14 protein-coding genes, 2 tRNA genes and 1 pseudogene are annotated in these 12,616 nt (G+C 69.5%); 12 read left to right on the forward strand and 5 right to left on the reverse strand.

Annotated elements, in window-relative coordinates; genetic code table 11:
* Positions 1-363: 363 nt before the first annotated feature.
* Both ACNTMW_RS22465 and ACNTMW_RS22470 read right to left on the reverse strand, forming a co-directional pair.
* Entirely contained in the window at positions 364-1,908 is a 1,545-nt protein-coding gene (locus ACNTMW_RS22465) for a methyl-accepting chemotaxis protein (RefSeq protein WP_426635705.1), read from the reverse strand.
* Between the two features lie 251 nt (positions 1,909-2,159).
* Entirely contained in the window at positions 2,160-2,852 is a 693-nt protein-coding gene (locus ACNTMW_RS22470; protein WP_426635706.1) for a SanA/YdcF family protein, read from the reverse strand.
* 66 nt (positions 2,853-2,918) lie between these two features.
* Between ACNTMW_RS22470 and dnaG the strand changes: the two genes are divergently transcribed.
* The 5 genes from dnaG (at position 2,919) to ACNTMW_RS22495 (ending at position 7,939) form a co-directional block, all read left to right on the forward strand.
* Positions 2,919-4,796 (forward strand): DNA primase, encoded by a 1,878-nt coding sequence (gene dnaG / locus ACNTMW_RS22475; RefSeq protein ID WP_426635707.1) that lies wholly within the window; start codon positions 2,919-2,921, stop codon positions 4,794-4,796.
* On the forward strand, positions 4,797-5,324 hold the full coding sequence (locus ACNTMW_RS22480) for a hypothetical protein (RefSeq protein WP_426635708.1): 528 nt from the start codon (positions 4,797-4,799) through the stop codon (positions 5,322-5,324).
* An 84-nt stretch (positions 5,325-5,408) separates the two neighbouring features.
* Positions 5,409-6,341 (forward strand): ABC transporter ATP-binding protein, encoded by a 933-nt coding sequence (locus ACNTMW_RS22485; protein WP_426635709.1) that lies wholly within the window; start codon positions 5,409-5,411, stop codon positions 6,339-6,341.
* A gap of 2 nt (positions 6,342-6,343) precedes the next feature.
* Positions 6,344-7,108 carry an ABC transporter permease gene (locus ACNTMW_RS22490; protein WP_426635710.1) on the forward strand — a complete coding sequence of 255 codons (765 nt, stop codon included), beginning with the start codon at positions 6,344-6,346 and terminating at the stop codon, positions 7,106-7,108.
* Between the two features lie 15 nt (positions 7,109-7,123).
* Positions 7,124-7,939: an ABC transporter permease gene (locus ACNTMW_RS22495; RefSeq protein WP_426635711.1), complete on the forward strand. Its 816-nt coding sequence runs from the start codon at positions 7,124-7,126 to the stop codon at positions 7,937-7,939.
* A gap of 13 nt (positions 7,940-7,952) precedes the next feature.
* Here the strand turns inward: ACNTMW_RS22495 and ACNTMW_RS22500 are convergent, their stop codons facing one another.
* Both ACNTMW_RS22500 and ACNTMW_RS22505 read right to left on the reverse strand, forming a co-directional pair.
* Positions 7,953-8,627 carry an RNA-guided endonuclease InsQ/TnpB family protein gene (locus ACNTMW_RS22500; RefSeq protein WP_426635712.1) on the reverse strand — a complete coding sequence of 225 codons (675 nt, stop codon included), beginning with the start codon at positions 8,625-8,627 and terminating at the stop codon, positions 7,953-7,955.
* A gap of 108 nt (positions 8,628-8,735) precedes the next feature.
* Positions 8,736-9,209, reverse strand: a complete 474-nt coding sequence (locus ACNTMW_RS22505) for a hypothetical protein (protein ID WP_426635713.1) — start codon at positions 9,207-9,209, stop codon at positions 8,736-8,738.
* A gap of 339 nt (positions 9,210-9,548) precedes the next feature.
* On the opposite strand from ACNTMW_RS22505, the gene ACNTMW_RS22510 reads away from it, so the two are divergent.
* The 5 genes from ACNTMW_RS22510 (at position 9,549) to ACNTMW_RS22530 (ending at position 10,779) form a co-directional block, all read left to right on the forward strand.
* Positions 9,549-9,624: transfer RNA gene (locus tag ACNTMW_RS22510), tRNA-Asn, on the forward strand.
* 112 nt (positions 9,625-9,736) lie between these two features.
* Positions 9,737-9,810 (forward strand) — tRNA-Ile (locus tag ACNTMW_RS22515).
* A 141-nt stretch (positions 9,811-9,951) separates the two neighbouring features.
* Positions 9,952-10,116 carry a hypothetical protein gene (locus ACNTMW_RS22520; RefSeq protein ID WP_426635714.1) on the forward strand — a complete coding sequence of 55 codons (165 nt, stop codon included), beginning with the start codon at positions 9,952-9,954 and terminating at the stop codon, positions 10,114-10,116.
* A gap of 51 nt (positions 10,117-10,167) precedes the next feature.
* Complete coding sequence (locus ACNTMW_RS22525; RefSeq protein ID WP_426635715.1) at positions 10,168-10,476, forward strand: type II toxin-antitoxin system RelE/ParE family toxin; 309 nt, start codon at positions 10,168-10,170, stop codon at positions 10,474-10,476.
* A 3-nt stretch (positions 10,477-10,479) separates the two neighbouring features.
* Positions 10,480-10,779 (forward strand): helix-turn-helix domain-containing protein, encoded by a 300-nt coding sequence (locus ACNTMW_RS22530; protein WP_426635716.1) that lies wholly within the window; start codon positions 10,480-10,482, stop codon positions 10,777-10,779.
* A 312-nt stretch (positions 10,780-11,091) separates the two neighbouring features.
* Here the strand turns inward: ACNTMW_RS22530 and ACNTMW_RS22535 are convergent.
* A pseudogene (locus tag ACNTMW_RS22535) lies at positions 11,092-11,253 on the reverse strand (site-specific integrase); the annotation flags it as partial.
* A gap of 141 nt (positions 11,254-11,394) precedes the next feature.
* Between ACNTMW_RS22535 and ACNTMW_RS22540 the strand changes: the two are divergent.
* Both ACNTMW_RS22540 and ACNTMW_RS22545 read left to right on the forward strand, forming a co-directional pair.
* Positions 11,395-11,784, forward strand: a complete 390-nt coding sequence (locus tag ACNTMW_RS22540; RefSeq protein ID WP_426635717.1) for a creatininase family protein — start codon at positions 11,395-11,397, stop codon at positions 11,782-11,784.
* The gene (locus ACNTMW_RS22545) at positions 11,781-12,425 is read left to right on the forward strand and encodes a class I SAM-dependent DNA methyltransferase (RefSeq protein WP_426635718.1); all 645 of its coding nucleotides are present in this window, start codon (positions 11,781-11,783) and stop codon (positions 12,423-12,425) included. The genes ACNTMW_RS22540 and ACNTMW_RS22545 overlap by 4 nt, the downstream gene beginning before the upstream one ends.
* Positions 12,426-12,616 lie beyond the last annotated feature (191 nt).

Genomic DNA, 12,616 nt, shown 5'->3' on the forward strand with positions numbered 1-12,616 from the left:
GGGTGTATGGATGTGCCGCCGACGGGTACCCGGAGCCGATTGATCGAAAGCAGCGATTGCGTTAGCCGCTCGAAAAGACAAGTACCGCTTGAAACGACAAGTGTCGCTTGAAACGACAAGTGTCGAGAAGATTGCCGAACCGGCGCGGTGCCGATCACCGCCACCGAATCAAGCCGAGTCGGACCAATGAGGACAAATAACGCCAAACCGGGCAGCGCCGGCGTGGCGGTGGTCGACCCGGTACCGAGGAGGGCGCCCCGCGTGCTTCCGGCAACGCCCAAGATCCAGGCAATGTCGCAAACATTGCGGCATCAGGCGTCGCCGATGCCGCAATGTTTGCGACGTTGGGGGTCCCGTCCCGGGTCAGAGGCGGAACTGCGATACCAGCGCGCCCAGGTCGTCGGAGAGGCGGGCCAGTTCGGCGGCGGCCTGCCGGCTGCGGGCAGCGCCGGTCGTGGTGGCGGCGGTCGCCGAGGCGACGCTGGTGATGTTGACCGCGATCTGTCCGGAGCCGGTGGCGGCCTCGCTGACGTTGCGGTTGATCTCGCCGGTCGTGGCGGTCTGCTCCTCGACCGCGGAGGCGATGGTGGCCTGGTAGTCGTTGATGCGGTTGATGATCTGGGAGATCTCGTCGATCGCGTCGACCACGCCGGTGGTGTCGGACTGGATCGCGGCCACCCGGCGGGCGATGTCGTCGGTGGCCCGCGCCGTCTCCTGGGCCAGTTCCTTGACCTCGCTGGCGACGACGGCGAAGCCCTTGCCGTACTCCCCGGCCCGGGCCGCTTCGATCGTGGCGTTGAGCGCGAGCAGGTTGGTCTGCTCGGCGATCGAGGTGATCAGCTTGATGACGTTGCCGATCTCGGTGGAGGAGTCGCCGAGTTTGGCGACGGTGGTGTGGGTCTGGCCGGCGACCTTGACCGCCTCGGACGCCACGCGGGCGGCCTCGTTGGCGTTGTGCGCGATCTCGCGGATGGAGGCGGTCATCTCCGTGGCCGATGCCGAGAGGGTCTGTGCGGTGGCGGTGATGCCGGCGACCACGCCGGCCATGTTGCCCACCGCGGTGTTGAGCGCGTCGGCCATCTGGCCGGCCTCGTCGCGGGAGCGCACCGGGACGGTGACGGAGAGGTCGCCGTCGGCGAGCCGCATCAGGCCCTGGCGCACCCGGAGCAGGCCGCTGATCAGCCGGCCGGAGACGAACCAGGCGAGCAGGACGCCGACGGTGACCGCGACCGCGGCCACGGTCATGGTGACCCGGTTGGTGGAGGTACGGGTGGCCACGATCGCGGCCTTGCTAGCCGCCTCCTGAGCCTGCACCGAGGCGCGCAGCTTGTCCAGCGAGGTGGAGATGTCGAAAAAGATGTTCCACTTCGGCCCGCCGGAGACGGCGTCACCCTCGTCGAGCTTGCCGTCCCGCCACAGCGCGAAGATCTGGTCGTTGTAATGCAGGAAGCTGTCCCACTGCTCGCGGATGCGGTCGAGGTTCTGGCGGCCCTCCGGGGTCAGCCGGGTGCGGTCCAGCCCGAAGATGTCCTGTTCGAACCCATCGACGCCGGCCTGGTAGTTCTTCAGGTTGTCGCCGCCCACGGCCGCCGCGGCCGCGCCGCCGTCGGTACGCGCCTTCCAGGCGGTGATGTTCTGCCAGTTGGCCAGCCAGAGGAGCTGGTAGCGGCCCTGTTCGGCGCGCTCCGAGGCGCGGACGGACCGGTCCCACTCCGTCTGGCGCCGGTCGACGGCGCTGTCGCCGATGGCGGCCGCTACGGCCACGAAGCCGGTACCGAGAGCGAGGATCGCGACGATCGCGAAGATGCGGGTACGGAAGCTCGGGTCGTCGAAGGAGCGCAGTCCTCGACGCGGCGCGTCGATCGAGCGCCGCCCTTCCTGGTAGCTGTCACGCGCGGCGCCGTTCATGTGGGTCTCCTGTGATGCGCGAGGAGTTCGCCCGGGGGCTCGTCCTCGTATCTGCTGTCCGGAGGGTCACATCGGCCGCGGCGGTGGAAGGCTGGGCAAGCCGTCACATATTTGCCATTAACCGGACAATACGGTGCAAGTGTCGGCGGGCTCCGCGGTCGCGGTGTGGCCGGTGCCGACCGGTCCCGGCGTGGGGTGTCGCCGGTGCCGGCCGCTCCAGGGGATGTCGCCGGTGCCGGCCGCCCGCGCGGTCAGTCCCGCAGGGCCGCGGCGATTTCCTGGTTCGGCGGGGACGAGACCGCCGGTGGCCGGCCGCTGACCCGGTCGTAGAGCGCCTTCCACGCCGCGGGGACCTCGCGCACCGTGTTGTACACGATCGTGACCTGCTGGCAGCCGGCGCACCCGGCGGCCACGCCGTCGGAGTCGACGCCCATCGCCCGGCAGAGGGCCACCGCCCTGGGCAGGTGGAAACCCTGGCTGACCAGCAGCGCCCGGCGTACCCCGTACACGTCGTGGGCCCGCCGGCAGGTGTCGTAGCTGTCCAGGCCGTACCCGTCGGCGACGATCCGCCGCTCGGGCACCCCGTGGTCGGCGAGGTACCGGCTCATCGCGGTCACCTCGTCGCCGGAGCCGCCGTGCGCGTCGCCGGAGACCAGGACCGCCGTCGCCCGCCCGGACCGGACCAGCCCGGCGGCGGTGTCGAGCCGGCCGCGCAGGAAGGGCATCGGCTGGGTCCCGCCGGGTGCCAGCTGGGCGCCGAACACGATCACGACGGGAGCCCGGACGGCGCCGGTCCCGGCATGGACGTGTCCGACCGACGCCAGCCGCAGCCAGCCGGACGGCGCGAGCAGCACGACCGCCGCGGCCAGCCCGAGCAGCGCGAGCCGTCTGATCAGCGGTCTGGTCAGCCTGGGTAGCCGGGCCGCCGGTGCGGGTCGTCTCATCAGTGGCGAAGGTAGCAGCGCGGCGCACCCGTGGGCGGCGGCGACCGCCGCCGGGCATCGGGCAGGATGTACGAGGAGGTGACGCGGGCGTTGGCAGGGCGGATTCGCGATGAGGACATCGCGCTGGTGCGGGAGCGGACCTCTATCGTCGACGTGATCTCCGAGCACGTGACGCTCAAGTCCGCCGGAGGCGGAAACCTGAAGGGGCTGTGCCCGTTCCACGACGAGAAGTCGCCGTCGTTCAACGTGACCCCGACCCGCGGCTTCTACCACTGCTTCGGCTGCGGTGCCGGCGGCGACTCGATCAACTTCGTGATGGAGATCGACCACCTCACGTTCGCCGAGGCGATCGAGCGGCTGGCCGGCCGGGCCGGCGTGCAGCTGCGCTACGAGGAGGCCGGGCCGGCGCCGGCCCGCCAGACCGGCCAGCGCCAGCGCCTGGTCGCCGCGCACGCCGAGGCGGCCCGCTTCTACGCCGAGCAGCTCGGTACGCCGGGTGCCCGGCGGGCCCGCGAGTTCCTGGCCGAACGCGGGTTCGACCGGGCCACCGCCGAGCGGTACGGCTGCGGTTTCGCCCCGGACGCCTGGGACCTGCTCACCAAGCACCTGCGGCGCAACGGCTTCACCAGCGAGGAGCTGGTCACCGCCGGTCTGGCCCGGGAGGCCCGCTCCGGCAGCCTGATCGACCGGTTCCGCCGCCGGCTGATGTGGCCGATCAAGGAGATCTCCGGCGACGTCATCGGCTTCGGCGCCCGCAAGCTGTTCGACGATGACGACGGGCCGAAGTACCTCAACACCCCCGAGACGCCGATCTACAAGAAGTCCCACGTCCTGTACGGCATCGACCAGGCCAAGCGGGAGATCGCCAAGCAGGGCCGGGCGGTCATCGTCGAGGGGTACACCGACGTGATGGCCTGTCACCTCGCGGACGTGCCGACCGCCGTCGCGACCTGCGGCACCGCCTTCGGTGCCGACCACATCGGGGTGCTGCGCCGGCTGCTGATGGACACCGACACGTACCGCGGGGAGATCATCTTCACGTTCGACGGCGACGCGGCCGGACAGAAGGCGGCGCTGCGGGCGTTCGAGGACGACCAGAAGTTCGTGGCGCAGACGTTCATCGCGGTCGGCCCGGACAACATGGACCCCTGCGAGCTGCGCCTGGCCAAGGGTGACGTCGCGGTGCGGGACCTGGTGGCGCGGCGCGAACCGCTGCTGGCGTTCGCGCTGCGGTCGGTGCGGTCCCGCTTCGACCTGGACACCGCCGAGGGCCGGGTCGCGGCGCTGCGCGCGTCCGCCCCGCTGGTCGCCAAGATCAAGGACCGGGCGCTGCAGCCCGAGTACACCCGCAAGCTCGCCGGTGACCTCGGCATGGAGCTCGACACCGTCCAGCGGTTCGTGGCGCAGGCCGCCCGGGGAGGGGCCGCACCCGCGCCGGCCCCGCGCCGGGTGGAGGCCGACCCCGGGACCGACGGCCCGCAGCGGATGGTCGAGCGGGAGGCGTTGAAGCTGGCCCTGCAGAACCCGGTCCTCGCCGGACCGATGTTCGACGAGGTCGACGCCACCTACTACGGCCACCCGGTACACGCGGCGGTCCGGGCCGCCATCGCCGAGGCGGGCGGCGCCGCGCCGGCCACCAGCGGGGTGAGCTGGGTCGACCAGGTCCGCGACTGCTGCGCGGACCTCGCCGCGAAGGCGCTCGTCGCGGAGCTGGCGGTGGAGCCGCCGCACCTGGCCGGCGAGCCCGACCCGCAGTACGTGACGATCACGCTCTGCCGGTTGCAGCTGCCCTCGGTGAACCGCCGCATCGCCGACCTCAAGTCCAAGCTGCAGCGGCTCAACCCGGTGGCCAACGCCGACGAGCACCTGCGGCTCTTCGGTGAGCTGGTATCACTGGAACAGCACGCGCGCGCACTGCGCAACCAGGCGGCGGGAGGTCTGTAGGTGGCGCTGTTTCGACGCCGGAGGTTGCCGGCCGGCCGGCAACCGGCCCTCGGCCCCGAGGAACGGATCGTCGCCTGGGCGGCAGCGGTGGACGACGAGGTCGTGGTGGTCACCAACCACGGCATCTGGCTGCCCGGTGCGCCGGAGCGGCTGGGCTGGCACGAGATCCACAAGGCCACCTGGTCCGGGCGTCAGCTCACCCTGGTGGCGTCCCGGGAGATCACCACGACCGAGGAGTACGCGGTGGTCACCGACCGGCCGGCGACCGTGCACACCCTCGCCGACCCGGGCACGGTACCGGCGCAGGTGCACACCCGGGTGATGAAGTCGATCCCGTACACCCGGCATCACCCGCTGCCCGGCGGCGGGGGAGTGCGGGTGGTCGCCCGGCGCGTACCCGGCGTGAACGGGCTGCGCTGGACGGTCCGGTACGACGACGGCGTCGACCCGGACTCCGACGAGGTACGGGCGGCGACCGCCGAACTCGTCGGTGCGGCCAGGTCGAGCCTGGACAGCGCCGACCTGTGACGTCACACCCGGGACCGTTCGTCGGGGGTTGAGGCGGCGCAATATCGGTGGGGATCTGTCGTACGGCCGGGTTAGGGTCCGTACGTGTCTGCCGCAGAGCCCCTCATCGCCGCCCATGGCCTGGTGAAACGCTTCGGTGACTTCACCGCGGTCGCCGGCATCGACGTCGAGGTCCGCGCCGGGGAGGCGTTCGGCTTCCTCGGCCCCAACGGTGCCGGCAAGTCCTCCACGATGCGCATGATCGGCTGCGTGTCCGCGCCCACCGACGGCACGTTGCGGGTCCTCGGCATGGACCCGGTGCGGGAGGGGCCGGCCATCCGCGCCCGGCTGGGCGTCTGCCCGCAACAGGACTCGCTCGATCCGGAGCTGACGGTCCGGGAGAACCTCACCGTGTACGCGCGGTACTTCGGTATCCCGCGCAAGGTGGCCCGACGGCGCGCCGACGAGCTGATCGAGTTCGTCCAGCTCACCGAGCGGGCGGGCGACAAGGTCGAGCCGCTGTCGGGCGGCATGAAGCGGCGGCTGACGATCGCCCGGGCACTGGTCAACGAGCCGGCGATCGTGCTGCTCGACGAGCCCACCACCGGTCTCGACCCGCAGGCCCGCCACCTGGTGTGGGAGCGGCTGTTCCAGCTCAAGCAGCGCGGCGTGACGCTCGTGCTCACCACGCACTACATGGACGAGGCCGAGCAGCTGTGCGACCGGCTCGTCGTCATGGACGGCGGGAAGATCGTGGCGGAGGGCTCGCCCCGGCAGCTCATCGAGCGGTACTCCACCCGCGAGGTCGTGGAGCTGCGCTTCTCCGAAGCCACGCTCGACTCCTACCTTGGCAAACTGGACGGCATCGGCGAGCGGCTCGAACTGCTGCCCGACCGCATCCTGCTCTACGCCGCCGACGGCGACCGGGCGGTGGCCGCCGTCGCCGACCGGGCCCTGCGGCCGTCCAGCGTCCTCGTGCGCCGCAGCAGCCTCGAAGATGTCTTCCTGCACCTGACCGGCCGGACGCTGGTGGACTGACGATGGCCCACCCGACGTACGCGGTCTTCGAACACCAGCTCGTGAACTACCGGCGCACCTGGCGCGGCTCGGTGGCCAGCTCGTTCCTGCTGCCGGTGCTGTTCCTGCTGGCTATGGGCTTCACCGTCGGCGGGTACGTCGACCGGGCCGGGGGCTTGGGCGTGCGGTACGTCGACTTCATCGCGCCGGGACTGCTCGCCTCGACGGCGTTGCAGGTGGCGATGGGGGAGTCCACCTGGCCGGTGTTCTCCGGCTTCCAGTGGCACCGGATGTACCACTCGATGCGGGCGACGCCGGTGCGGGTGTCCGACATGGTGCGCGGACACCTCGGGTACGTGCTGCTGCGCGTCGCGCTGTCGGCGGTCGGGTTCCTGATCGTGATGGGCTTCTTCGGCGTGCTGCACTCGGCGTGGGCGCCGGCCGCGCTGCCGGTGTCACTGCTGGTCGGGCTCGCCGTGGCCGCGCCGACCTTCGCCTACAGCGCCAGCATCAGCACCGACGGCATGTTCGCGGTGCTCTTCCGCTTCGCGGTCATCCCCATGACGCTGTTCGCCGGGGTGTTCTTCCCCGTCGACTCGCTGCCGCTGTGGGCCCGGGTCCTCGCCTACGTCTCGCCGCTGTGGCATGGCGTGGAGCTGACCCGCGCGGCGACGCTCGGCACCGCCACCGCGTGGGGCGCATGGGCGCACGTCGGTTACCTGGTGGCGTGGGGCGTGGCCGGATACCTGCTCGCGACGTACCGCTTCCGCCGCCGGCTGGCGGAGTGACGGAGAGGAATTCCGATGGTCACCCTCCTGTTGCCGCGCGTGGCCGCCCGTGCCGATCAGCGCTTCCGGCGCGCCACCGCGGTCACCGGGCGCAACGTGGCGGCCGCCCGCCACTTCGGGTACTGGTGGGTTCTCGTCTCCGGCTTCTTCGAGCCGGTGCTTTACCTGCTCTCCATCGGCCTCGGCGTCGGTGCGTTGATCAAGCACTTCATGCTGCCCGACGGGCGCACCATCCCGTACGCCGCATTCGTCGCGCCCGCGATGCTCGCGGCCTCGGCGATGAACGGGGCGCTGGCCGAGACGACCATGAATCTGTTCGGGAAGATGAAGTACATGCGGCTCTACGACGCCGTGCTGGCCACCCCCGTCCAGCCGTTCGAGGTCGCGCTGGGCGAGCTCATGTGGGCCCTCCTGCGGGGCTCGATCTACTCGGTCGCCTTCCTCGGAATCATGGTCGGCATGGGCCTGACGTCGGCCGGCTGGGCGCTCGCGACGTTCCCGGCCACCGTGATCGTCGGCTTCGCCTTCGGCGGCATGGGCATGGCCATCGCCACCTTCGTGCGGAGCTGGCAGGACTTCGACTACATCATGGTGGTGCAGTTCGCGCTGTTCCTGTTCTCCGGCACGTTCGCGCCGGCTGACTCGTACCCGTGGGGCATGAAGATCGTGGTCCAGCTGACTCCGCTCTACCACGGCGTGGAGCTGCTGCGCGGCTTCACGACCGGTGCGCTCGGTTGGGGCCTGCTCGGTCACACGGCATATCTGGTCGCGCTCGCGTCCGTCGGCCTGACGATCGCCAGTCGCCGGATGACCGGGCTGCTCTGCACGTGACGTTCTCCCCGCCCTAACGGACGGGGATTCTCTCCGCGCTGCGCGCAGCGCCCGGGGGGATTCCTGCTTCCCGGCGCGGTGCCGACACGGGTGCCGGTCTTACCTGCACTCCACAGGCGTTTAGGCTCTCGGCGCGTCCCGCCGCGAGCACGTTGATCGCCGCGTTGACGTTCCGGTCGTGAACCGCACCGCACGGGCAGGTCCAGATGCGGACGTTCAGCGGCTTCGGTCCGTCGACCCAGCCGCACACCGAACACGTCTGCGACGTGGGCGCGAACCGGTCGATTTTCCGGAAGTTCCGTCCGTGCCGGGCGGCCTTGTACTCCACCATCCCGACGAAGGATGCCCAGCCCGCGTCGTGGACGGACTTCGCCAGTCGGGTCCGGCCGAGACCGATCACGCACAGGTCCTCGACGTACACCGCTTGGTTGTCGCGGATGATCGTCGTGGACAGCTTGTGCTGCCAGTCCCGCCGGGTGTCGGCCACCTTCGCGGGCGCGCGGGCGGCCTTCGTACCGTCCGACAGCACCGCGAAGTGCGTCAGCCCCAGATCGATGCCGACCTCGGTGTCCAGCTCGGGAAGCGGCTCGTCGGCGGTCTGCAGGACGAACGACGCGAAGTACCGACCCGCCGCATGCCGGATGATCGTCACCGACGACGGCTCGGCCGGCAGCTGCCGGGACCACACCACCCGCAGGTCGCCGACCTTCTGTCCCGAAGCCGTCCGGCGACGGATATGACGACGGGCAGCCCCCGTTCAACGGGGGCTGCCCGTAGCCGGTGTCGGCTGTGCGGATCAGCGACTGCCGCCGCTCCTCGGCGTGGTGGTGGCGCCGCCGGCCGTGGTGGCGGCCTCACCGGTCGTGGTGGCGTTGGAGCCGGGGGTCCGCGGAGTCGTCGTGGCGGTGCCGGTGGTCGTCGTCCCCGTGGTCCCGGGGGCGGCGGTGGTCCCGGTGGTGCCCGTCGACCGCGTCATCCCACTCGTGGCCAGCGGCTCGGTGCGGCTGGTCTCGGGCTCGGTCTCCATGGCGCTGAGCAGGCGCTCGCCAACCCTGGTCTCGGCCAGTTTGCTGTTGCTCAGCTTCTCCTTGCCGCCAGAAACAATCTTGTTGGCCTGCTCCTGGACGACCCCGGCGGCCTCCTGGACCGTGGGGTTCTCCCGTACCTTGCGTGCGGTCTGAACCAGTTCCTCATACTTCTCGCGCCCTGCCCGGGTGCCGAGCACGAACCCGGCACCGAGGCCCGCGAGGAACATCAGCTTGCCGCGCATAAGCGACTCCTCCTTCTACGCGAAGCACATGTCGGGTCCGCCGCTGGGACCGCTCGCGCCTGCCTGCGTGTTCCCTCCGTACCCGGCTCGTCGTGTCTCTACACGTGAGCCGGGGACGTGAGGGGGATTATGAGGTTTAACCACTTTCGTGGCTTGTTGGCGATCTCCCGGCGTCAGGGTCGGCGGTCTTCCGGGGCCGTGCCGACAGACGTCCGGGGCTGTGCCGGTGGTCTCCCGATGGCGTGCCGATGATCTCCGGCGTGTCGGGGGAACCCGGTAGCGCGCGGAGGGGGGTTGTTGTGTACTCTTGTCGCGTCGCACTCGCAAGGTCGACAGCAGTCCCCCATAGCTCAATTGGCAGAGCAGCCGGCTGTTAACCGGCAGGTTTTTGGTTCGAGTCCAAATGGGGGAGCCACCAAGCAGCGCCCACCCGATTCAGGGTGGGCGTTCGTCGTCGCAGGAGATGCCGCGTGGCGCCGACAGTGGGTACGCCGAATCGTGGTACGGCTAGGTAAGCTGTGCGCGCCGGGGCGGTAGCTCAGCCGGTTAGAGCAGAGGACTCATAATCCTCCGGTCGTGGGTTCGAGTCCCACCCGCCCCACTCTGCAGGTATGGGATCGCTGTCAGCGCTGTCCTCCGAGCAGGGGATTCCAGGTGGGGAATGTGCTGGTCAGCGGGTTGATCGTTCGAACGTTGGCCTGGTGTTCGGCACGTTTCGCATGGTGATGCCTCCGCTTGCGCGGTGAGCGTGCGAACCGGGGCCGTGGGTGTGCTGGTCCCGTTCGTGCTGGATGGGCGGATTGGGTCATGCCGGCTCAATCCACCCGGCCGGGCCACCGTCGAGGAGCGCCGGGCAGTGCTGGCCGCCGCCTGGGTCGTGCTGACCTGCCACTCCTCGTTGGTATAGCATTGCTGCTATGGCTTGGGGTGCGGTTGAACTGGAGCCGGAGGTCGAGAAGTGCTGGAGGGCTTGCCGACCGCACTGTTCGCCAGGGCAGCGTTCTATGTTGATCTGTTGGCGGAGCAGGGCCCGCTGTTGGGGGAGCCGTACACAAAGCAGCTTGATGGAAAGTTGCGTGAACTGCGGTTCTACCTGGAGCGGCAGGCGGTAAGGATCACCTACTGGATCGCATCCGACAAGCGGATCATCCTGCTGACGGTGTTCCGCAAGACGCGCATGCGCGACGAGCGAGAGATTGACCGGGCACGCCGGGCGTTGGCCCGGTGTATCGACGAGGCGCACCGCGTCGAAGAGAAGGAGGGCTAGGCCATGGATGAACGGACAGACTGGGCGGCCATGCGCGACCGGCGCATGGCCGAGCCCGGAGCCGCTGAAGCATACGACGCGGCGCGGCTGGCGTTCGAACTCGGTCGCACGGTGCGGGAGCTTCGCGAGCGGCGGGGTTGGAGTCAGTCGCGGCTCGCGGAGGCTTCGGGAATGACGCAGTCGGCGGTGGCTCGGTTCGAGGCGGGTGGGACCGTGCCGACCTTGCCGGTGCTGGAGCGTTTGGCGGCCGCGCTGGGTGTGGGGCTGAGCGTCAGGTTCGAGCCGCGCGACGAGGCGGCTTGAGGGCGAGACCCGACGCAGGCCGAAGAAGACTCGTCGTGTTTCGTTGGAGCGGCACGGAACCACCGTCGACAGCAGCGACCGGATCACCTTCGACCACGGCAGTAAGGTGCCTGGAGATCTGTCATTGAGTCCCACTCTGGTGCCGTGACCTGCGCAGACGAAGCGGCAGTAGGCCACCGGCGATAGTGGCGCTGTGGTTCGCATGGTGGTACCTCCGGCCCACCAAGACACCAGGTCAGGTCCGGTATGCGCCGCCTCCATGATCGCTCGGGTGGGCCGTACAGCAGCAAAGTACCGCAGTAGCTCATCCGAGGCTTTCCCCAGCCGACGCAGCGCCTCGCGAGTCTGCTCCGACGAGACCTGCGTGTAGATCTCCATGGTGATCGAGAACTGGGCGTGCCGGAGGATCTGCATCGCCACCCGGGGGTGAACGTCGAGGTCAGCCAGCAACGACCCGAAGGAAGTGATGTCCCTGGTCCGGTCGGCCACCTCGATTCGCGCCGTCCGTGAACTTCACCGACTCCGGTCCCGTCTGGCGCCCTGGCGTAAAGATCCGGCAGTATCTGAGACGACCAGCGCCTCAACGCGCTCACCGGTGCCGCGTAGGAGTACAGCGTGACTGACTTGCTCACCACCGCCACCGCGCAGGAGGCCAACACCGACGGCGTCCGCATGACGTTGTTCCCGACCAGGCAGGACCGGGAGACCGCGCGACAGGCAGCGGAGCTGACCAGCGACAGCCACGAGGACATGCACGGCGGCGAGCTGGAGACCTCGATCCTGCTGCACGTCTGGCCCGAGGTGGTACGGCCCGGCAACGAGACAGCCGACTGGATCGCCAACGATCGTAAGCACCTGCTCGCCCTGGGCATGCGGAAGTACACCGCTGCCGGCATCATCGGCCGGCCCTCCCTCGGTACCGCCAACAAGGGCAAGGCAATCCTCGAAAGCCTTGCAGCGTCATTCGCGGGTCACCTTCGAGTTCTTGGCGTCCACTCATCATGAACGCTGAAGGCTGGCTGGCGGACACCCGGACCTCCTACGACACGGTCGCCGACAGCTACTCCGACTTCGCACGTGGGGCTCTGGCTGGCGAGACCTATCTACGCGCGGCTCTGGCGTTGTTTGCCGACCTGGTCCACGCCGTCGGGGGCGGACCGGTGGCGGACATGGGCTGCGGACCAGGACACGTCACTGCCCACCTGCACAAGCTCGGCGTTGACGTGTTCGGCATCGATCTGTCACCCGCAATGATCGAGATTGCTCGGCGGGAACACCCCGACCTGCAGTTCGACGTGGGCTCGATGACGAACCTGCAACTCGCCGACGCGTCGGTCGTCGCCCTGCTCGCCTTCTGGTCATTGATCCACATTCCCGACGACGAGATTCCTGCAGTTCTTGGCCACTTCCGGCGAGTGCTGCGTCCCGGTGGACCTCTGTTGCTCGGCTTTCACGTCGGAGATGAGTCCCGGCTGAAGACACAGGGCTATGGTGGTCATCCGATGAAGGTCTACGTGCACCGGCGCCAGCCAGACCGGGTGACAGCCTGGCTACGCGATGCCGGATTCACCGTCGAGGCCCAGCTGTTGCTCGACCCTGACGAGCGCGTTCCAGGGGCAATCCTCTTCGCCCGCCGCAGGCCTTAGCACTCGTCGCGCAGGTTGAACCGGCCACGGCCATGTCCACCATGGCGACCATGTCGGGCTCCACTTGACGCTTCTATGGCCTGTCAAGCGCTGCGGCGGTTTCCATCAACCGGAACAGTCGGCGCGCGGTGTAGCGCTTGAGACAGCGGCGGATCTCCGGGTCGCTCTTTTGTTCTGCCCGTCGGCGGTCG

Source organism: Planosporangium spinosum (genome assembly GCF_049999945.1).
GTDB classification, from domain to species: Bacteria; Actinomycetota; Actinomycetes; order Mycobacteriales; family Micromonosporaceae; genus Planosporangium; species Planosporangium spinosum.